At 64.2% G+C, this 21,285-nt stretch carries 14 protein-coding genes and 2 pseudogenes; 4 read left to right on the top strand and 12 right to left on the bottom strand.

All coding sequences use genetic code 11. From position 1 onward, the window contains the following. Positions 1–71 precede the first annotated feature (71 nt). The 5 genes from ACZ5BO_RS03280 to hutC form a co-directional block, all read right to left on the bottom strand. Positions 72–1,037 carry an ABC transporter substrate-binding protein gene (locus ACZ5BO_RS03280; RefSeq protein WP_025130257.1) on the bottom strand — a complete coding sequence of 322 codons (966 nt, stop codon included), beginning with the start codon at positions 1,035–1,037 and terminating at the stop codon, positions 72–74. 75 nt (positions 1,038–1,112) lie between these two features. Next, complete coding sequence (locus ACZ5BO_RS03275; protein WP_025130256.1) at positions 1,113–2,582, bottom strand: purine-cytosine permease family protein; 1,470 nt, start codon at positions 2,580–2,582, stop codon at positions 1,113–1,115. A gap of 129 nt (positions 2,583–2,711) precedes the next feature. Beyond that, positions 2,712–4,394 (bottom strand): urocanate hydratase, encoded by a 1,683-nt coding sequence (gene hutU, locus ACZ5BO_RS03270; protein WP_025130255.1) that lies wholly within the window; start codon positions 4,392–4,394, stop codon positions 2,712–2,714. A 411-nt stretch (positions 4,395–4,805) separates the two neighbouring features. Beyond that, positions 4,806–5,378, bottom strand: a complete 573-nt coding sequence (locus tag ACZ5BO_RS03265) for a HutD/Ves family protein (RefSeq protein WP_464698224.1) — start codon at positions 5,376–5,378, stop codon at positions 4,806–4,808. Continuing rightward, positions 5,375–6,043 carry a histidine utilization repressor gene (gene hutC / locus ACZ5BO_RS03260; RefSeq protein ID WP_256244710.1) on the bottom strand — a complete coding sequence of 223 codons (669 nt, stop codon included), beginning with the start codon at positions 6,041–6,043 and terminating at the stop codon, positions 5,375–5,377. Before hutC ends, ACZ5BO_RS03265 begins: the two co-directional genes overlap by 4 nt. Positions 6,044–6,238: 195 nt before the next feature. On the opposite strand from hutC, the gene ACZ5BO_RS03255 reads away from it, so the two are divergent. Further along, complete coding sequence (locus ACZ5BO_RS03255) at positions 6,239–7,603, top strand: formimidoylglutamate deiminase (protein WP_464698222.1); 1,365 nt, start codon at positions 6,239–6,241, stop codon at positions 7,601–7,603. Positions 7,604–7,684: 81 nt separating this feature from the next. On the opposite strand, the gene ACZ5BO_RS03250 is transcribed toward ACZ5BO_RS03255, so the two are convergent. Together ACZ5BO_RS03250 and ACZ5BO_RS03245 are read right to left on the bottom strand one after the other, a co-directional pair. Beyond that, positions 7,685–8,254: a lipocalin family protein gene (locus ACZ5BO_RS03250; RefSeq protein WP_025130251.1), complete on the bottom strand. Its 570-nt coding sequence runs from the start codon at positions 8,252–8,254 to the stop codon at positions 7,685–7,687. 33 nt (positions 8,255–8,287) lie between these two features. Continuing rightward, positions 8,288–8,542, bottom strand: coding sequence for a hypothetical protein (locus tag ACZ5BO_RS03245; protein ID WP_011058771.1), 255 nt, complete (start codon positions 8,540–8,542; stop codon positions 8,288–8,290). A gap of 282 nt (positions 8,543–8,824) precedes the next feature. Here ACZ5BO_RS03245 and ACZ5BO_RS03240 point away from each other — a divergent pair. The 3 genes and pseudogenes from ACZ5BO_RS03240 to ACZ5BO_RS03230 form a co-directional block, all read left to right on the top strand. Next, positions 8,825–9,859, top strand: a pseudogene (locus ACZ5BO_RS03240) (HAMP domain-containing protein); the annotation flags it as partial. Between the two features lie 93 nt (positions 9,860–9,952). Continuing rightward, complete coding sequence (locus tag ACZ5BO_RS03235) at positions 9,953–10,717, top strand: methyl-accepting chemotaxis protein (RefSeq protein ID WP_464701177.1); 765 nt, start codon at positions 9,953–9,955, stop codon at positions 10,715–10,717. Between the two features lie 162 nt (positions 10,718–10,879). Next, positions 10,880–11,145, top strand: a pseudogene (locus ACZ5BO_RS03230) (prevent-host-death protein). A gap of 280 nt (positions 11,146–11,425) precedes the next feature. On the opposite strand, the gene ACZ5BO_RS03225 reads toward ACZ5BO_RS03230, so the two are convergent. The 5 genes from ACZ5BO_RS03225 to ACZ5BO_RS03205 form a co-directional block, all read right to left on the bottom strand. Next, positions 11,426–12,028: a DUF924 family protein gene (locus ACZ5BO_RS03225; protein ID WP_025130248.1), complete on the bottom strand. Its 603-nt coding sequence runs from the start codon at positions 12,026–12,028 to the stop codon at positions 11,426–11,428. A 3-nt stretch (positions 12,029–12,031) separates the two neighbouring features. Continuing rightward, on the bottom strand, positions 12,032–13,042 hold the full coding sequence (locus ACZ5BO_RS03220) for a class 1 fructose-bisphosphatase (RefSeq protein ID WP_025130247.1): 1,011 nt from the start codon (positions 13,040–13,042) through the stop codon (positions 12,032–12,034). A 310-nt stretch (positions 13,043–13,352) separates the two neighbouring features. After that, on the bottom strand, positions 13,353–14,726 hold the full coding sequence (locus tag ACZ5BO_RS03215; protein ID WP_464698219.1) for a DUF3999 domain-containing protein: 1,374 nt from the start codon (positions 14,724–14,726) through the stop codon (positions 13,353–13,355). Then, positions 14,723–18,373 carry a DUF2339 domain-containing protein gene (locus ACZ5BO_RS03210; RefSeq protein WP_464698217.1) on the bottom strand — a complete coding sequence of 1,217 codons (3,651 nt, stop codon included), beginning with the start codon at positions 18,371–18,373 and terminating at the stop codon, positions 14,723–14,725. The genes ACZ5BO_RS03215 and ACZ5BO_RS03210 overlap by 4 nt, the downstream gene beginning before the upstream one ends. Positions 18,374–18,602: 229 nt before the next feature. Then, positions 18,603–21,053, bottom strand: coding sequence for a glycogen/starch/alpha-glucan phosphorylase (locus ACZ5BO_RS03205; RefSeq protein ID WP_464698215.1), 2,451 nt, complete (start codon positions 21,051–21,053; stop codon positions 18,603–18,605). Positions 21,054–21,285 lie beyond the last annotated feature (232 nt).

Below are 21,285 nucleotides of genomic sequence, written 5' to 3'. Positions count from 1 at the left end.
AAGAAACTCTCGATCAGGTGGAGGATGGCGCAGCTCCCGAAGATCCCGTGGGATCTCCGGGAAGGCTCCACCTACAAGGCCGCGTCGATTTTCCTGGCCGCCTCTTCACTGACCCAGGCATGCCAGACTTCAGGATGTTCCTTGAGAAACACTTTCGCCAGTTTCGGCGACTCGATGCGCTCCTTGGTCATGCGCGCCAGGTTCTGGTTCAGCAGGTCGATCGGCAGGTTGACCTTCTCCAGCACGGCCACCAGCTCCGGGGCCTCGTCATGGAAGGTCTTCGACAGACCGACCTTGACCGTCACGCTCTTGTCCACGCCAGGTTTTTCATCGAGCTTGACCAGGTCCACCTGGCCCATCAGCGGGGTCGGCGACCAGTAGTAGAAGAGAATCGGTTCGCCGCGCTTGTAGCTCGACAGCACCGCCGCATCCAGGGCCGGGCCAGTGCCCGGGCGGAAGTTGGTGTAGCTGCTTTCCAGGCCGTAGCTCTTGAGCATCTCGCTGTTGTCCAGCTCGCAGGTCCAGCCCGCCGGGCAGTTGTAGAAGCGCCCCTTGGTCGGTTCCTCCTGATCCTTGAAGACACTGGCGTACTTGCCCAGGTCAGCGATGTTCTTCAGGTCCGGGGCCTTGGCCTCGAGCTTGCGCTTGGCGTCGCCCTCGATCACATAGCGCGGCACGTACCAGCCTTCGATGGCTCCCACCACTGGCGCGCCGACACCCACCACCTTGCCGGCCTTCTCGGCCTTGTTCCACACCTCGCTGCGGCCCACCCATTCTTCGGCGAAGACCTGGATGTCATTGCTGCCCAGGGCGTTCTCCATGGTGATGGAGTTGCCTGGCAGGCTGTCAGTCTTGCAGCCGTAGCCCTTCTCCAGGACCACCTGCATCACGTCGGTCAGCAGCATGCCGCTTTCCCAGTTCAGGCCGGCGAACTTCACCGCCTTGCCCGACTCGCACCAGCCCGCGGCCTGGGCGCCGGAAGCGGCCAGCAGGCCCATGGACAGCAACGTGGTCAGCAGGGTCTTATGCATTTTCATTGTGTGACGCTCCTAATCATGAGTTGGCTTACGGCAGTTAAGAGGCATCCAGCCCTGTCCACGTCCCGTCAAGACTCACACCGCAGCTGCGCGGCCGGCCTCACTCAGCTTTTGTTCGATGGGCGCGTCCTGCTCTACCGGCAGGATCAGGTGCTCGGGCACCGCGCCATGCCACTTCTTCGCACAGACGTAGTACAACGCCGCGGGCACCACCAGGCCGATGATCCAGGAGATGTCGGTATCTCCCAGGCTCGCCACCAGGGGGCCGGTGTAGAAGTGGGTGGAAATGAACGGCATCTGAATCAGCACGCCGAACACATAGATACTGATGCCCATGACATTCCAGCGACCGTAGCGACCGTCCGGGTTGGACAGCGCCGGGATGTCATAGCGCTCTTTGGTGATGCAGTAGAAGTCCACCAGGTTGATCGCGCTCCAGGGCGTGAAGAACGCCAGCAGGAACAGGATGAAGGCGGAGAAGTCCTTGAGGAACGAATCCTTGCCCAGCAGCGCCAGGGTGGCGGCCAGCGACACCATGATGAAGATGTAGAGCAGGCGTACGCCGCTGCCGATATGCCGGCTGCCACGGAAGCCGCTGATGATGGTGGCGATCGACATGAAGCTGCCGTAGGCGTTCAGGGTGGTCACCGTGACCTTGCCGAAGGCCACGGCGAAATACAGCAGGCCGGCAACGATCCCGGTACCGCCGAGGCTGACGATGAACGACACCTCGTGGTGGGCGAACTGCGACCCGGCCAGGGCCGCGGCGAACACCCCGAAGACCATCGAGGCCTGAGCGCCGATCACCGAACCCAGGCCCACTGCCCAGAAGGTCTTGGCCGCCGAGGTGCTGCGCGGCAGGTAACGCGAGTAATCCGCCACATAGGGGCCGAAGGCGATCTGCCAGGAGGCCGACAGCGACACCGCCAGCAGGAAGCTGGCGAGGGAAAAATGCTTGTTGCCGAGCAGGGCCGCGATGTCGTTGCCTGCCAGCAACTTGTAGAACAGATAGATGAAGGCCACCACGCCGAGCACGCTGGCAATCCGGCCGATGCCGTGGATCACCCGGTAGCCGAAGATGGTGAAGACCATGATCGAGCCGGCGAACAGCAGGATGCCGACCCAGTCTTCAACGTGCAGCAGTTGCGCCACCGCCTGCCCGGCCAGCAACGAACCGCTGGCGGAAAAGCCGACGTACATCAGGCACACCAGCACCAGGGGAATCACCGCGCCATAGACGCCGAACTGCACGCGGCTGGAGATCATCTGCGGCAGCCCGAGCTGCGGGCCCTGGGCCGCATGCAGGGCCATGACCCCGCCTCCCAGCAATTGACCGACCAGCAAGCCGATCAACGACCAGAACACATCACCGCCCAACACCACCGCCAGGGCACCCGTGACAATCGCGGTGATTTGCAGGTTGGCACCCAGCCACAGGGTGAACTGGCTCAACAGACGACCGTGTCTTTCCGCTTCCGGGATGTAGTCGATCGAACGCCTTTCGATCAACGGTTTGTTGCTTGCACGATCATTCGATGAAGCCATGGACGTCGAACCTCTATGGGCACTGCAGACGATGTCAGCTGTAGGAGCGAGCTTGCTCGCGCGGCGCTGTGTCTGACGCACCGCGCTGCTTGCTTCGCCAGCAAGCTGGCTCCTACAGAGAGGGGGTGGTTATTGGCCGGTGATCATCGGCAGGTTCAGGCCCTGTTCCTTGGCGCAATCGATAGCGATCTGATAACCGGCGTCGGCGTGACGCATGACCCCGGTGGCCGGATCGTTGTGCAGGACCCGGGCGATGCGCTCGGCCGCTTCGTCGGTACCGTCGCAGACGATGACCATCCCCGAATGCTGGGAGAAGCCCATGCCGACGCCGCCGCCGTGGTGCAGGGAAACCCAGGTCGCGCCGCTGGCGGTGTTCAACAGGGCGTTGAGCAATGGCCAGTCGGACACGGCATCGGAACCGTCCTGCATGGATTCGGTTTCACGGTTCGGACTGGCCACGGAACCGGAGTCCAGGTGGTCGCGGCCGATGACGATCGGCGCCGACAGTTCGCCGCTGCGCACCATTTCGTTGAACGCCAGGCCGAGCTTGGCGCGCAGGCCCAGGCCGACCCAGCAGATACGTGCTGGCAGGCCCTGGAAACTGATGCGCTCGCGCGCCATGTCCAGCCAGTTGTGCAGGTGGGCGTCGTCGGGGATCAGTTCCTTGACCTTGGCGTCGGTCTTGTAGATGTCCTGCGGGTCACCCGACAGTGCAGCCCAGCGGAACGGACCGATGCCGCGGCAGAACAGCGGACGAATATAGGCCGGGACGAAACCGGGGAAGTCGAAGGCATTCTCGACACCCTCTTCCTGAGCCATCTGGCGGATGTTGTTGCCGTAGTCGAAGGTCGGGATGCCCTGCTTCTGGAAGTCGAGCATGGCCTTGACGTGCACTGCCATCGATTGCTTGGCCGCCTTGACCACCGCCGCAGGCTCGGTCTTGGCGCGCTCGCGGTACTGGTCCCAGGTCCAGCCGGCCGGCAGGTAGCCGTTGAGCGGGTCGTGGGCGCTGGTCTGGTCGGTGACCATGTCCGGGCGCACGCCGCGACGGACCATTTCCGGAAGAATCTCGGCGGCGTTACCGCACAAGGCAATGGAGATCGCACGGCCTTCGGCAGTGTATTTGGCGATGCGCGCCAGGGCGTCGTCCAGGTCCTTGGCCTGCTCGTCGACATAGCGGGTCTTGAGGCGGAAATCGATGCTGGTCTGTTGGCACTCGATGTTCAGCGAGCAGGCGCCGGCCAGGGTCGCGGCCAGGGGCTGGGCGCCACCCATGCCGCCGAGGCCTGCGGTCAGGACCCAGCGGCCCTTGAGGTCATCGTTGTAGTGCTGGCGGCCGGCCTCGACGAAGGTCTCGTAGGTGCCCTGGACGATGCCCTGGCTGCCGATGTAGATCCAGCTGCCGGCGGTCATCTGGCCATACATGGCCAGGCCCTTGGCATCCAGTTCGTTGAAGTGCTCCCAGGTGGCCCAGTGCGGCACCAGGTTGGAGTTGGCGATCAGCACCCGCGGCGCGTTGCTGTGGGTCTTGAACACGCCCACCGGCTTGCCGGATTGCACCAACAGGGTTTCGTCGTCATTCAGCTCGGTCAGGGCGGCGACGATCTTGTCGTAGCACTCCCAGTTGCGCGCTGCGCGGCCAATACCGCCGTAGACCACCAGTTCCTTGGGGTTCTCGGCAACTTCCGGGTCGAGGTTGTTCATCAGCATGCGCAGCGGCGCTTCGGTCAGCCAGCTCTTGGCGGTCAGCTTGTTGCCACGGGCAGCGCGAATTTCGACGTTCCGGTATTTCGTAGGTTTGCTGTCAGTCACGGAAAAACTCCTCGGCGATGAGTCCAAGGTGCGAAGAGGATTCCATCGACTCTTACGCACACATATTTACTTGTACATACAAGCATATGCAATCAAGCGGCCAACTCCATCGAGAGGAATCTGATAAACCTCGGAAATAATCTGCAACCCTTGTGGCACGGGGCTTTGGCTAGACAGGTTTTTGGGGACTGGCGGTTTTCGCCAGGCGCGCCGCTGTTACCAGAACCCGCCTTTGCGCCGTATTGGGGCGTTCGGTAACAATTTGCTGCACAGAAGAAACAGCATGCGGGGGAACACAGGGGCTAGGCCTTGCCCAGCATCGAACGCCTCGGTCCGGGGCGGACCGAGGTACAGATCAAGGGAGAGAGGGAGTTCTGCAATGCCCCCAGGCCGGGGGAAACCGCGGATGGATCAGACGCCGCTGAGCTCGATCACGCAGCAATGCCCGTCGAGGGCGATTTCCAGCACCTGGAGATTGCCGTCCAGGTGCAGGCAGTCATAACGACCCAAGGCCTGCACGGGCGCGTTATTGACATCCACCCCCACCTGTTCGGCCGCGCTGAACACCAGCACGCTGTGCGCCTGGGTAAAGAACCGCTGCTGGCCATCGAGCCACTGCAAACGGGCGCTGTAGCGCTCGGGGGAATAGATCAGGTTGAAGTCGCGGATCGCCCCGTCGAGCAAGGTGCAGTCCACTTGACTGTCGCCCTTGAAGGCGAATGGATCGAAGGGCAGCAAGGGCCGCACCTCCTCGCCATCGACCCTGAGCTGCATGCCCGAGCCCTGCAGCACGGTAATGATCCGCTGATACCCGGCAAAGCTGGAAAAACCACCGGACTCGGCAATGTCGGCAATCGACAGGCGCCAGCCGAAGCCATCCAGGCCGGCGCCGGCATCGCGGGCGATCTCTTCAGTGCTGCCACCGCCGTTCTTCCAGGGCATGCGCGGGTAGTCGGCGGCACGTAACAGCGTGGACTGGGTCATTTATGAAAGCGTCCTTCAAGGCGGTGACGGGAACCGGGGTGGATCAGGCGCGCGGCCGTCACCGGCTGGCGCCCGGACCAGGTGCGACGGCGGATCAGCAGGCAAGGCTCGCCCCGCTCGATCTGCAGCAGCCGGCATTCCTCGGGCTCGGCGAGAATCGCCTCCACCACATGCTCGCCCTCGGTCAGCGGCGCCACCTGGGACAGGTAGGCATAAGGAGTCTGCAGGGTGAAATCCTGCTTGAGGTACTCCGGTGCCACCAGCGCATTGACGAAGCGGTCCTCGATCTGCACCGGGATGTCGTTCTCGAAATGCACGATCAGCGAATGGAAGACCTTCTGCCCTTCGCGCATGTCCAGGGCCAGGGCACGCTCGGAGCCGGCAGCCTCCTCGCCCAGGGTAATGACCTGGCAGGTGTGGCGATGGCCACGGGAGGCGATCTCGTCGGCGATGTTGTGCACTTCGAACAGCGCCGACTGGCTCTTGGGCTCGGCGACGAAAGTGCCCACGCCCTGCATGCGCACCAGCATGCCTTCGGCAGTCATCTCCCGCAGTGCGCGGTTGATGGTCATGCGACTGAAGCCCAGTTGGCTGACCAGCTCGCTTTCCGACGGGACACGGTAGTGCGGCGGCCAGTTTCCGCTCTCGATCTGCTGGGTGATCATCTGTTTGACGCGGGCATACAAGGGCGCCGGACTATCGCCCAGATGGGCAGCCAGCAGCGAGGTGGCAGTCGGAGTCGGCACGATGGGTCCTTGTTGGTCGGAGAAAGAGGCTAGCTTGCCGGAGTTTACCGGGCAGGCAAACGTCTGTATATGTATATACAAATAACAAACAACCTACGATGGGGTGCTTGAACCATGTCCGCCTTCTTTGCCGAGCGCGCACTGCTGCCTGATGGATGGGCCAACCATGTACGTCTTGAGGTCGGTGCCGACGGGCGACTGACTCACCTGCAGGCCAATGCCAGCGCAGAAGGTGCTGAACGGCTCAAGGGCCCGCTGCTGCCGGGCATGCCCAACCTGCACTCCCATGCATTCCAGCGGGCCATGGCCGGGCTGGCGGAAGTGGCCGGCAATCCCAATGACAGCTTCTGGACCTGGCGCGACCTGATGTACCGCCTGGTGGGCAAGATCAGCCCCGAACAGCTGGAGATCATCGCTCGCCAGCTGTACATCGAGATGCTCAAGGCCGGCTATACCTCGGTGGCCGAGTTCCACTACGTGCATCACGACACCGACGGCCAGCCCTATGCCGACCCTGCCGAACTGTCCCGGCGCATCAGCCAGGCAGCCGCCAGCAGCGGTATCGGCCTGACCCTGCTGCCCGTGCTGTACAGCCACTCGGGATTCGGTGGCCAGGCACCCAATGATGGCCAGCGCCGCTTTATCAACAGCACGGACAACTACCTCAAGCTGCAGCAACACCTGCAGCCCTTGCTGGCCCAGCAGGCCAACCAGCGACTGGGCCTGTGCTTTCATTCCCTGCGGGCGGTCACCCCGCAACAGATCAGCGAAGTGCTGGCCGCCAGCGACCAGCAATGCCCGGTGCACATCCACATTGCCGAACAGCAGAAGGAAGTCGATGACTGCCTGGGCTGGAGCGGGCGGCGTCCGCTGCAATGGCTGTATGAAAACGTCGCGGTGGATCAACGCTGGTGCCTGGTGCACGCCACCCACGCCAACGCCGAGGAAGTCAGCCTCATGGCCAGGAGCCAGGCCATTGCCGGCCTGTGCCTGACCACCGAGGCCAACCTGGGTGACGGCATCTTCCCGGCGGTGGACTTCCTCGCTCAAGGGGGCCGTCTGGGTATCGGTTCCGACAGCCATGTGTCATTGAGCCTGGTGGAAGAGTTGCGCTGGCTGGAGTACGGCCAGCGCCTGCGGGATCAGCGGCGCAACCGCCTGTATCGCCCGGACCAGCCCATGGTCGGCCGGACCCTGTACGACGCAGCCCTGGACGGCGGCGCCCAGGCCCTGGGGCAGGCCATCGGCGCCTTGGCGGTGGGCAAGCGCGCCGACTGGCTGGTGCTCGATGGCAACGACCCCTATCTGGCCACCGCCGATGGCGACGGGATTCTCAACCGCTGGCTGTTTGCCGGCGGCGACCGCCAGGTGAGGGACGTGATGGTGGGTGGCCAGTGGCTGGTGCGTGACGGGCGCCACGCTGCCGAAGAAGACAGTAGCCGGGCCTTCACCCAGGTCCTGCGCGACCTGCTCAACTGACCCCAACCCGCAGGAGCCGGCTTGCCGGCGAAAGCATTCTCACGAGCGCCTTCGCCGACAAGCCGGCTCCTACGGATGAGCTTATTTCGAAGTCTGGGCCATGGCCGAATCCGACACCCGCCAGATCAGCCGGGTGGTGTCATAACCCTGCTGGCGAGCCTTGCTCAGCAACTCTTCACGCACCGTCTCGTTGACTTCCGGCGTACGCGACAGCAGCCACAGGTAGCGCCGGTTGGGGTTACCGACAATCGCGGTTTTGTAGTCATCGCTGACATACAGCACCCAGTAGTCGCCCTTGGTCGCCCCTGGCAGCAGCCGCGAGAACCAGTTGTCGAACTGGACCCACAGCTTGTCGGTCTTGCCCGGCACCTGCGGCGTCGCCGTGCCACGCGCTTCTTCCCACTTCCACTGCGGGGTCAGGCAGCGATTGAGCACCGCCACAGTGGAATCCGGGAGCAAGGTGTAACGAGCCTCGGATTGCGCGCAGTTGCGCTGGAAATACATCGGCAACCGCGCCAGCTCGTACCAGGTCCCTTGGTAACGCTTGAGATCGACGTGGTTGACGGTCTTGGGCGCCAGCGAATCGTCCCGGGACGTGGCGCAGCCGGCCAAAAGCAGGCCGACCAGAAGAGTGAATACAAAACGCATCATTATTTTTCTCCCGTGGGCCCGAAGCCCCGGTTTTTACTTCAGGCCTTGCCCGGAAAACATCAGCACCTTGTCACCGGCATACTGCACGCTGATAAAGCTGTTCTTGTCGCCCCAGGTGCAACTGGACATGCCCAGCGCGCCTGAACAGTCCGTTGGCTTGCCCAGCAGCTGTTCTACCTCGGCCTTGGGCATGCCCGCCGAAAGCTTGGAATAGTTTTCCTGATTGACCTTGCTGCACGCGGCCAGCAGCACGCAGAACGACAACAGAGCGAGAGAACGCAGGGACATGGTGAACTCCTGGACAAAAGGGGGAAGGCCTGGCGGCCAACCAGAAGCTTAGAAGAGAAAACCCCCATCTGGTTCCCCGCAGCGCCGGGTATTTGTTGCCTGGCGACTCGGGCATTTTCCTCTGCAAATCAATCACCTTTTTCCCGCTGCCTGCACTTCGTCGGCTTTCCCGGCGACAGCCTCATGTTCGATGCTGGCCAGTCGACATAACTGCAGCGCAAAGCCCTCCACTGTGGCAAATTGACGCCCCTCGTTGACCAGCCCCTCGCGGTAGTTCACTTAATGACCAGAAATATGAAGTTCAGCCACAAGATCCTGCTGGCCGCCGCCCTTGTGGTCGCCGTCGCGTTCGCCTGTTTTATTCTGTTCAACGACTATCGACAGCGCGAGGCCCTGCGCAGCAGTACCGAATCATCGATGCAGGAGCTGGGCAGCCTGACCACCAGCAACATCCAGACCTGGCTGGAAAGCCGTATCCAGCTGCTGCAGTCCCTGGCCCAGCAGATCGCCGTCGATGGCAGCGGCACCGACAGCCTGAAGCGCAGCATCGGCCTGCCCGCCTACACCGGCAACTTCCAGCTCAGCTACTTCGGCGGCCAGGACGGCGTGATGTTCTCGGTGCCCGCCGGCAACCGCGCCGCCGACTATGACCCCCGCTCCCGCGGCTGGTACAAGGCAGCCAACAGCGCCCAGCAGACCATAGTCACCGAACCCTACATCGCCGCTTCGTCGGGCAAGCTGGTGATCACCGTCGCCACCCCGGTGCAGCACCAGAACCAGATGATCGGCGTGGCCGGTGCCGACATCGACCTGTCGAACATCAGCAGCATCATCAACTCCCTGAACTTCGGCGGTCATGGCCAGGCCTTCATCGTCAGCGCCGATGGCAAGATCCTGATCCATCCCGACAGCAAGCAGGTGCTCAAGAGCCTGGCCGAGGCCTATCCCGCTGGCGCGCCGCGCATCAGTCCCGGCCTGAAGGAAGTGCAACTGGATGGCAAGACCCAGTTGATCTCCTTCACCCACATCAATGGCGTGCCCTCGGCCGACTGGTACGTGGCCCTGGTCCTGGACAAGGACACCGCCTACGGCATGCTCAGCGAATTTCGCACCTCGGCGATCATTGCCATGCTGATTGCGGTGGTGATCATCATCGGCCTGCTGGGCATGCTGATCCGCATGCTGATGCAGCCCCTGCACCTGATGGGCCGGGCCATGCATGACATCGCCGAAGGCGAAGGTGACCTGACCAAGCGCCTGGTGATCCACGGCCACGACGAATTCGGCACCCTGGGCCTGTCGTTCAACCGCTTCGTCGAGCGCATCCACAGCTCGATCCGTGAAGTCTCCTCCGCCACCGGCCAGGTCAACGAAGTGGCGCTGCGGGTGGTAGCGGCCTCCAACTCGTCGATGTTCAACTCCGACCAGCAAGCCTCACGCACCAGCAGCGTGGCCGCGGCCATCAATCAACTGGGCGCCGCCGCCCAGGAAATCGCCCAGAACGCCGCCCTCGCCTCCCAGCATTCCAGCGACGCCCGCAGCCTGGCGCAAGACGGCCAGCAGGTGGTGGACCAGACCATCGCAGCCATGCATCAGCTGTCGGCAAAGATCAGCAGCTCCTGCGACAACATCGAGACCCTCAACAGCAACACGGTGAACATCGGGCAGATCCTCGAGGTCATCACCAGCATTTCCCAACAGACCAACCTGCTGGCCCTCAACGCCGCCATCGAAGCGGCGCGGGCGGGTGAAGCCGGACGTGGCTTCGCGGTGGTGGCGGACGAAGTGCGCAACCTCGCCCACCGCACCCAGGACTCGGCGCAGCAAGTGCAGAAGATGATCGAAGAACTGCAGGTGGGCGCCCGCGAAGCGGTGGGCACCATGACCGAAAGCCAGCGCGAGAGCGAAAGCAGCGTCGGCATCGCCAATCAGGCTGGCGAGCGCCTGAGCAGCGTGACCCAGCGCATCGGCGAGATCGACGGCATGAACCAGTCGGTGGCCACCGCCACCGAAGAGCAGACCGCGGTGGTGGAGTCGATCAACGTCGACATCACCGAGATCAACACCCTCAATCAGGAAGGGGTGGAAAACCTGCAGGCTACCCTGCGCGCCTGCGCCGACCTGGAACAACAGGCCAAGCGCCTGCAGCACCTGGTGGGCAGCTTCCGGATCTGAGAAACCACTTCGCCGGCAAGCGGCTCCTGCCACCCTCCCGCAGGAGCCGGCGTGCCGGCGAAATCATTCGATCGCGGACATTCAGCACTACAGTCACGGGTCTGTACGCCCCCAACAGAACTGGATTAAGACTAAGCTCGGCCCTGCCTTTCCAGCTGCCCCATGAAGCTTTCATCCCAGGTCACGCTCATCAGTTACCTGAAAAACCACACCGCCGAGATCGCCAAGCAACGGACGGCGAGCCGTTGGTTGTTACCCAGAATGCTGAAGCCAAGCGGCTGGTCATGGATGTACAAAGCTTTGAGGAACAGCAAGCGCCCCTGGCCATGTTGAAGCTTTTGGCCCTGGGCCACCGGGAGATTGAAACCGGCCAGTTGCGTGATACAGGGCAGGTGTTTGCCGAGCAGGAGCAGGACGACCCGCAATGATATTCAAGGTGGTCATTCTGCATTCGGCAGAACACGACCTCAAAGAGCTCAGACACTACCTGACCAGTCGATTCCCTACCCAAGCCTGGCGTGGTAGCTGACGAAATCCAGCAGCTCAATCTGCGCCACTAGCGCCAGGTACTGTGGGGCATGAACCGGGTGATCTACGAAGTGCGGGAGAACAGGGTCTTTATCCGCATCAGTGCCGACACACGCAAGGATCTGCAGTCACTGCTGATGAAGCGCCTATGGCGAATGGAGAAGTGATGCTGGCCGGCCGTCAGAAGCGCGAACCGGGCTCATTCAGGAACGCCAGTTCTTCGGCGGTGGATTCACGGCCGAGGATTTCATTGCGATGGGGGAAGCGCCCGAAGCGGGCAATGACTTTCTGGTGCCGTTCGGCGTAGTCCAGATGGTCGGCGAACACCGGGCGATCTTCGGCCGGCTGTTCATCGTGCAGGGCCGCAAAGCGCGAGACCCCTTCGTTCTGCACTGCCAGGTGCTCGCAATGCTCGAACACCAGGTAGATGAAACTGCGCCGCATGGCCGGCAGGCGCCGGTCGAGGTCCGCGGCGATGCCCTGGGCCACCAGTGCCTGGGCCCGGGGATCGCCGGCGAACGCCTTGGGGGTGTCGCGGTAGATCATGCGCGGCAACTGATCGAGCAGCAGCACCAGGGCCAGCCAACCTTGCGGATCCTGCGCCCACTCGCTCAAGCCGCCGGCCAGGGCCTGCTCCACCAGGTCACCGAAGCGCTCGCGGGCCTCGAGGTCCTGGCTGTCGCGCTTGCCAAACCACAGGCGCCCCTTGTCAGCCACTATCTCGGCCGGTTTATCGGCCAGACCGAACCACCATTGGAGCAGAGGCTGCCAGGGCGCAAGCATGGTTTATTCCTTGTGGTAAGCGGTTACGCGAGCCACTTCCTCTTTCGAACCGAGGAACACCGCCACACGCTGGTGCAGGCCTTCAGGCTTGATCTCGAGGATGCGCTGGTGGCCGTTGCTGGAAGCACCGCCCGCCTGCTCGATGAGGAAGGACATCGGGTTGGCTTCGTACATCAGGCGCAGCTTGCCCGGTTTCTCCGGCTCACGGCTGTCACGTGGGTACATGAACAAACCGCCGCGGGTCAGGATACGGTGCACGTCGGCGACCATCGCGGCGACCCAGCGCATGTTGTAGTTTTTCTTCAGCGGGCCTTCTTCGCCTGCCAGCAGTTCGCCGACATAGCGTTGTACCGGCGCTTCCCAGTGACGCTGGTTGGACATGTTGATCGCGAACTCCTGGGTGGACTCCGGGATCTTGATGTCTTCGTGGGTCAGTACGAAGCTGCCCATTTCACGGTCCAGGGTAAAGCCCTTGACGCCGTCGCCCAGGGTCAGCACCAGCATGGTCTGCGGGCCGTAGATGGCGTAACCGGCGGCGACCTGCTGGGTGCCTGGCTGCAGGAAGGCCTTTTCGTTCAGGGCTTCGTTCTGGCTCAGGTGTTCGTTCGGGCAGCGCAGCACCGAGAAGATGGTGCCGACCGGCGCGTTGATATCGATGTTCGACGAACCGTCCAGCGGGTCGAACACCAGCAGGTAGGCGCCTTTCGGGTATTTGCCCGGGATCTGGTAGGCGTTGTCCATTTCCTCGGACGCCATGCCGGCCAGGTGACCGCCCCATTCGTTGGCTTCGAGGAGGATCTCGTTGGAGATCACGTCGAGCTTCTTCTGCACTTCGCCCTGCACGTTTTCAGTACCCATGCTGCCCAGGACACCGCCCAGGGCGCCCTTGGACACAGCGTGGCTGATCTCCTTGCAAGCACGCGCCACCACTTCGATCAGGAAGCGCAGATCGGCAGGAGTGTTGTTGCTGCGGGTCTGCTCAATCAAATAGCGACTCAGGGTAACGCGGGACATGGAAGGCTCCGGAGGAATGGGGGGCTAAAAACCCGCGCAGTTTAACGCGAGTCGAGGCGCATTTCCTCCTCTCAGACAGGGAACCGGCAGATAGAGTTCAGGCGCCGGTTTCAGCGTAGTCAAAAACCCCAGACACGCCGGGCATCCGTGGCGCGGGAGCTGGCTCCCGCTCGGCCGCGCCGCGCTCGTAAAACCTGCCGTCGTCGCTTGGCTGCAGGAATGGGGTTGTTGCCATTGGCGCGGTTGCGCCCCGGAGCACCGGCCGCCCCAGCGGCAGCCCTCGCCCTCGCCCTCGCCACAAGTACTCGCCTCAGGCTGCCGGTTTGCGCAACATGCTGAAGGCCATGCCGCCCAGGGCCAGCACCCCCAGGAGCAATACCGCCCACAGGCCGATCTTCTTCCAGTCCGGCCCGCCGGCCGCCACGGCAGCGGCAGGTGCGCCAGTCGCCGACGTCAGTTGCATCGTGCCCTCGACCCGGGCCTGGCCCAACTGCTTGAGGCGCTGCGGGCTGTAGTCGGGGATCAGGGTCGCCAGGGGCAGGTTGGCCGCGCTCGCGGTAGGGTTGCCCAGGGCCAGGGTGTAAGGCCCCTCGCCCCGGGCCAGGAACACCAGCTGGGTGCCGCGCACGGCGAACTCCAGGCTTGGGGCCTCGGCCCCCAGGCCGCCGCCGCGCTCGTCCACCACCAGCCTCAGTTGCTGCACGGTCTGCCCCGGCAGCTGCAGTTCGTTCTGTTGCACGTCCTGGCCGCTCTGGGTCAGGCGATACAGCAGGCCGTTGCCCAGGGGCTGCCACGGCAGGCTGCTTTCACGCCGCCCATAGAGCGTGGCCGGGGCCAGGCTGTTGGCCTGGGTCAGGGCAATCCGCACCCGCTCCAGGTTCAGGCCCATGGGCAACTGCCAGGTGTATTCGCCGGCCTTGGAACTGCTGCCGCCCAGGGGCTGCGACCACACCAGCGGCGACGGCAGGCTGCTGGTGGTGCTGCTCTGCAATTGCGCCGAGGTCAGCACCGGCGCCGCCTGCGGGGTGTTCCACAACAGGCGCAGGTAGCGCGCCGTCTGCCCGGGCAAGGCCACTTCATGCTGCTCGACCCGCTCGTCGGCAAACGACAGGCGCGCCACCTGGCCTTCACCCCAGGCCTGCCAGTGCTGCAGGTCGTCGCTGGCCTCGATGCTGAAGCGCTGGAAGCCGTCGCGCTCGCTGGTCCAGTCCAGCACCAGTTGCTGCAACGGCGCCTTGATCGCACTGGCGTCCAGCAGCCAGCCGCGCAGGACTTCCTCGCCGGCCTCCAGCTGGGTGGAGGGCTGGACCTCCACCAGGGTGCCATTGCTGGTGGACTGCACCCGCACACTGGGGGGGCTGTCGGCAGCATCCACCGAGTTGTACAGCGGGAACCACTTCACCTCGGTCAGATGGCGCTGCTCGCGGGTTTGCGCCTGCTGGCGCACCAGGGCATAGGCCTGGGGCTCGCCGGCGGCGTTGAACACGCGAATATCCTGCAGGTCGGTCTGGCTGGCATGCAGCTGCACCGCCAGCGGCAACTCCAGGCGATACCAGGGGCCTTCGCCGCTCAGGTTCAAGGGCACCAGGGACTTGAAATCCCCCGGCTTGTCCTGGGCCACGGCAGACAGCGCCACACACAGGCCAACAGCCCCCAACCAGCCCAGGCTCAGCTTCGAAATCACGACGACACTCCTTCATTCAACGGTTTGCCGGGCTCGGCTTCAGCCTCGACACGCTTGGGCGGCAACGGGGCGAAATAGCCCACCACCAGCAGCAATCCTCCCACCCCGATAAACGAGACGATCCGCGCCAGGCCGCCACGGTTGCTCAGCTCCACCAGGAACAGTTTGGCCACCACCAGCGCGATCAGCACGGCGCCAATCAGCCAGACTTCGCGGCGGTGGCGCAGATGGCCGCCGATCATCAACCCCAGGGCAATCAGGGTCCAGACGATGGACAGCCCGGCCTGGACCATCATCGACTCCAGCAACGCATCCGCCTGGAACGGCACGCCGCTCCAATGGTGCGCCGCGCGCATCACCAGCACGGTGAAGAAGGCGAACAGCGACAGCCCCGCCACCAGTTGCGTGGCGCGTTCGGCGTAATCGGCGCGGATCGCCAGTTCCTGCACCGCGCTGCGGGACCAGACATAGACGCCGAACAGGGCGAACAGCAGCCCCAGCTCCAGCGGGTTGAGCAGCGGCAGGTAGGGCAGCGGCTCGGCTCGGCCATCGCTGAAGGTATTGGCCAGCCAGAACCAGCCGAGCATCAACACCGCCAGGGGCAGTGCGGCATACAGACGGTATTCCCGGGAATAGGCGGAAACCGGCCACGGCCAGTTGCGCGGTGCGGCCATCGCCACCAGGTACAGGCTCGGCAGAAGCGCCCAGCCCAGCCAGCGCCAGGCGTTGTACTGCTCGGACAACAGCAGCAGGCCATAACGCAGTTCCAGGGCCAGCACGCCGATCAGCAACCAGCAGCCCAGCACATGGGCGATGCTCGCCACCCGTTCCGGCAACAGCGCCGCCAGGCGCCGCAGGCTGAAGAAGTGCACGGCGAACAGCAGGGTCCAGGCCAGCCAGCCGAAATCCGCCGCCGGGTGATAGCGCGGCGCCCAGGACGCCAGCAGCACCAGGCCAGCGGCCGGTATCAACAGGCTGCACAGCAAGCCCAGGGACGACCATTTCAGGCGTACCGCCAGCAGCGCCCAGAGCAGCACACTAGCCGCGGCAATCAGCAACAGCAGGCTGGCCTGCCAATGGGCCGGAGCGAAGCGCAGCACTTCCTTGAGCCAGGTAAAGGCCCACCAGCAAGCGCCCCAGGCCAGCAACAGGTCGGACAGACGGCCCAGGCTCAAGGCATCGAAGGCCGAGCCATGGTTGCCCCGCTGCAAACGCCAGGCACCCACCAGGGCCGCCAGGGCCAGGACCATCGGCGTCCAGAAGTCGCCATTGGCCAGGGGCCGCGCAGCATCCGCCAGCGCCACGAAATACCCGTCCGAACCGGCCAGCAGGAAGGTGCTGCCGCCAATCACCTGAAGCACCAGGCCGAAGACAAAACTGGCCCGCTGCTGCAGGTACAGGCTGAGCCAGATGATCAGCAGGCCGCTGGCCGCCCAGACACCACTGGCGGTGTTCCAGGGCAGGACGAACAGCACCGCCAGGTTGATCATCATCAACCCGGCCAGCAGCACCAGGGACAGGCCCCGCAGCAGCCGCGGGTCACTGCGCACCATGTCATCGCGGGCCGCCAGGAGCATGCCGCCGATCAGCGCCAGGCCAATCAGCGAAGCGCTCATCAAGCCGCTCCAGCCAGCACTGAATACCGCACCGGCATCGCCGCCGGCGCCTTGCAGGCGCATCAGGAACAGCGCGCCGCCCAACAGCTGCACGGCGAAGGCGGTGAACAGGAAGGTCCGCGATTGCAGGCGTAGGCCGACGAACAGCGTCGCCAACCCGGCCAGCGCCCAACTGATGGCGGTGCCCTGGGTGAACAGGAACAACGGCGCCAGCAGGTACAGGAAGGCCAGCCCGGCCACCGCCAGGATCGGCGCAATGCCCTGCTCCCAACTCGCTACCTGGGTCTTCTGCGCCCGCCGCAGCTGCTCGAAGCTGAACAGCAACGCGATGCCCAGCAGCAATGCCCCCAACGGCGCCCCGGCCAGCAGGCTGGTATCGCCGGGGCGCAGCTCACTGAGGAAGGCCAGGGCCGAACCCACTTGCAGCAACAGAGCGAATGCCCGAGCCAGCGGCCGTTGCTGGCGCAGGCCGAGCCAGAATATTCCCGCGCCTTCCACGGCCCAGGCGGCGGAGGTCCAGCGTGCATCCAGGCCCAGGGGAATCGCCAGGCTGGCGAAAATCACCCCCAGGGCCAGGCAGGTTTCACCCAGCAGCATGGCCCGCCCGCCCAACAGCACCCGGGCCAGCAGCATGTAGATCAGGCCCAGCGCCAGGGCACTGAAGGAGGCCGCAAACTCCAGGTGCTGAACCAGCGCCAACTGCAAGCCGAACCCCACCAGCGGCGGACCGAACAACATCGTGCCGTCGACGTAGTCGCCCTTGCGCGCCGACCAGTGCAGCAGCGCCTGGCGGCTGTCGTCCGCCGGTGCATCGGTCATCTCCTGCAGCTTGCGCCGGGTGAACAGCAGGCCGATGGCCAGGTACATGACAAAGAACAGGATCAGGAACGGCTCGGTACTCCACAGCAGCTCCGGGGCATAGGAACGCAGGCCCCAGGCAAAACCGATGCCGAAGGTGCCGACAAAGCCGATCAGGTTCAGCAGGCGCCAGGCCTTGAACCAGGCGATGGCCAGGATGCCGGCGTTGAGCAGGGCGAAGTAGCTGAACAGCGCCACATGGCTGCCGGCGCCGGTGGAGGTGAGGATCGGCGCGGCAAACCCGCCCAGCGCCGCAGCGGCCGCCAGGCCCAGGGCATCCTGGGTCACGGCCAGGATCGCCGAAAACAGCGTCACCGCCACCAGCAGGCCCAAGGCGGCGGAAGGGTCGAGCAACGGGTGCAGGCGCATCGCCGCGAACACCGTCAGGTACAACACCGCGATCCCGGTGCCTTGCAGCATCAAGGCGTAGCTGCTGTTGCGTCGGCGCAGCCACCAGCCCAGGCCCAGCAGGCCCAGGGAGCAGGCGGCGACCCCGGCGTAACGCAGTTCGATGGGCACCACCATGCCTTCAGTGGCATAGCGCAGGAGGAAGGCCAGGCCGAGGAACAGCAGCACCGCACCGACCCGCAGCACGGTATTGCCGCCGAACAGCCAGTTGCGCGCACCGTTGATGGCGCGTTCGATCAGGTTCGGTTCCCGTGGAAGCGCTGGCGCAGGCTCGAGTGGCTGCCCAGGCGCAGGTGGCACCTGGGATTGCCAGACCGAATCGGGCAAGGGCTGGCTGCTGTCGGTTGCCGGCCGTACTGCGGCCGGCAGCTCCCAGACCAGCTCCACCGCAGCGGGTGCCGGTGCAACGGGCTGGACTTCGTCGAGAATGAACTCTGGCAGCGGTGCCGACTCTGCTGCCGGGCTGAAGGCGCTGGCCGGTTCCGGAGCCGGCGCATGGCTGGCGGCAGCCTGCGGCTCGGGCATTGGCTCGGCAGGTGGAGGGCCAGCGGCTTCGAGCTGAGCCAGTCGCTGCCCCAGCGTGGAGAGGGCCACCTTGGCCTGCTCCAGTTCACGCTGCTGGCCGGCGACCTGTCGCTGCACAGTGCCGAGACGCAAGGCCAAGCCGATGGCCAGGCCCACAAACGCGCCAATCAGGGCATCGCCGAACGACTCGTCAACGATCCAGCCCAGCACGACCCCCAACACCATGAACATCCATTGCATGTGTCGACATCCCTAAGCAGTCCATTGAAGGACAGGAGCAGCGTTTTGTTATGCGCCTTGCCCTGGCGTCATTGCGGCCAGCCTACGCCTGCAGGCAGGCATGCGCTTGTGTTTGAAGTTGAATATCCGCCAAAAGACACGAACAGAGGGCTAAAAAACCGCGTCAGTATAGCGACAAGGCCCAACAAACGTTGGGCCTCGCGCACAGTTCCAGAGTTTTCCTGGTCAATCAGTCCAGCGCCTTCCAGATCTGCGTGGCGTATTCGCGAATGGTCCGGTCCGAGGAGAACCAGCCCATCCGCGCGCTGTTGAGCACCGCCGAGCGCCACCACTCCTTGGTGTCGTGCCAACGCTCTTCGACCCGCGCCTGGGCACTCCAGTAAGCATCGAAGTCGGCGCAGACCAGGAAGCGGTCGTAGTCGATCAGCGAATCGATCAGCCCGGTGTAGCGCGACGGATCATCCGGGGAGAACACCCCGCCCCGGATGGCCTGCAAGACATCGTTGAGACGATGGGAAGCCGCGATGTCCGGCCCGGCACTGAATTCGCCGTTGCGCTTGCGTGCCTCCACCTGCTGGGCGCTGAGGCCGAAGATGAACATGTGCTCGGCGCCGACCTGCTCGCACATCTCGACGTTGGCGCCGTCCAGGGTACCGATGGTCAGGGCGCCATTGAGGCCGAACTTCATGTTGCTAGTGCCCGAGGCCTCGAACCCCGCAGTGGAAATCTGCTCCGACAGGTCGGCGGCCGGAATGATGCTCTCCGCCAGACTGACGTTGTAGTTGGGCAGGAACACCACCTTGAGCAACCCGCGCACGGTCGGATCGTTGTTCACCGTACGGGCGATATCGTTGGTCAGCTTGATGATCAGCTTGGCCTGGTGATAGCTGGCGGCAGCCTTGCCGGCAAAGATCTTCACCCGCGGCACCCAGTCGGTTTCCGGCTCGGCGCGGATCGCCTGGTACAGCGCCACGGTGTGCAGCAGGTTGAGCAACTGGCGCTTGTATTCGTGGATGCGCTTGACCTGCACATCGAACAGCGCCGCCGGGTTGACCGCGATGCCCAGGCGCTCGTGGATGATCGCCGCCAGGGCGCGCTTGCTGTGCAGGCGCTGCTCGGCGAACTGCTTGCGAAACGCCGGCTTCTCGGCAAAGGGCTCAAGCCCGCGCAGCAGTTCCTCTGGGCTGTCCAGCAGCTCAGGGCCCAAGGCCTCCACCAGCATCTCGGTGAGCTGCGGGTTGGCCTGATACAGCCAGCGGCGGAAGGTGATGCCGTTGGTCTTGTTGTTGATCCGCTCGGGGTACAGCTTGTGCAGTTCGGAGAACACCGTGCTGCGCATCAACTGGGTGTGCAGCCCGGACACGCCGTTGACGCTGTGGGAGCCGAGAAACGCCAGGTTGCCCATGCGCACCCGGCGGCCGTTGTCTTCCTCGATCAGCGACACTGCCCGCAGCACGTCGAAATCATGCAGGCCCTTGGCCCGCAGGGCGTCGATGTGCTGGGCGTTGATCAGGTAGATGATCTGCATGTGCCGCGGCAGCATGCGTTCCATCAGGCCCACCGGCCAGGTTTCCAGGGCTTCGGGCAGCAGGGTGTGGTTGGTGTAGGACAGGGTTTCCACGGTGACCTGCCACGCTGCATCCCAGGCAATGCCGTGCAGGTCCACCAGCTGGCGCATCAGCTCGGCCACGGCGATAGACGGGTGGGTGTCGTTGAGCTGGATCGCCGCATGCTCGCCGAGGCTGAGCACCGAGTCGTGCATGTTCTTGTGGCGCCGCAACAGGTCCTGCAGCGATGCCGAAACAAAGAAGTACTCCTGGCGCAGGCGCAGCTCCTGGCCGGCCTCGGTGCTGTCGGCCGGGTACAGCACCCGGGAAATACTTTCGGCCCGGGCCACTTCTGCCACCGCCCCCAGGTGGTCGCCGGCGTTGAAGCGCTCCAGGTGCAGGTCTTCCATGGCCCGGGCCCGCCACAGGCGCAGGGTGTTGACGCTGGCCCCGCGCCAGCCCACCACCGGCGTGTCGTAGGCCACCGCGCGCACGGTTTCCGCCGGCCACCAGACCTGTCGGCTGTTGCCGGTCTCGTCGGTCACGGTGTCGACACTGCCGCCAAAACCGATGGAGTAGATCACCTCCGGGCGCTCGAACTCCCAGGGGTTGCCGAAATCCAGCCAGTGCTCGGTCTGCTCCTGCTGCCAGCCGTCGACGATGGCCTGGCGGAACAGCCCATGTTCATAGCGAATGCCGTAGCCATGCCCGGCGATGCCCAGGGTCGACATGCTCTCCATGAAGCACGCCGCCAGGCGCCCGAGGCCGCCATTGCCCAGGGCCGCATCGGGCTCGAGCAAGCGGATGCGCTCCAGGTCCACCCCGAGGTCGGTCAAGGCCTCGCGGGCCACCTCCAGCAGCCCGAGGTTGCTCAGGCTGTCGAACAGCAGGCGGCCGATCAGGAACTCCAGGGACAGGTAGTACACCCGCTTCTGGCCCTTGCGGTAGATCTGCCGGGTGTGATCCATCCAGTGGTCGACCATATGGTCCCGCGCGGCCAGGGCAATGGCCTCGAACCAATCGTGGTCGAAGGCGTGATCCGGGTCTTTGCCTACCGCGTAGGTGAGTTTGGTCAAGACGGCTTCGCGGAAAGCGGCCACCTCAGCGTCACGAACAAGGGGTTCCTGAGTCATCGATACGACCTCTGACGAGATACACAGTGAGCATGGAATTGTCTGAGCCTAGTCGGTCTGACAGAAGGCAAAGGCTCTGGTTCGACGCTGTTTCAAATGGCTCGGTCAAAGAGAGAGTCTTCTGCGCCAGCCGGGGAAAAGATGCAGATGCCGTGCCGCCAGGCATTGAACGGCGCCACATGACGAAAAATCCGACACAAAGTTGTTCAAAAATCCACCAGTCCCGGTATGA

The sequence above is a fragment of the Pseudomonas sp. FFPRI_1 genome, assembly GCF_055384485.1.
This window is presented reverse-complemented; position numbering and strand designations above follow the sequence as displayed.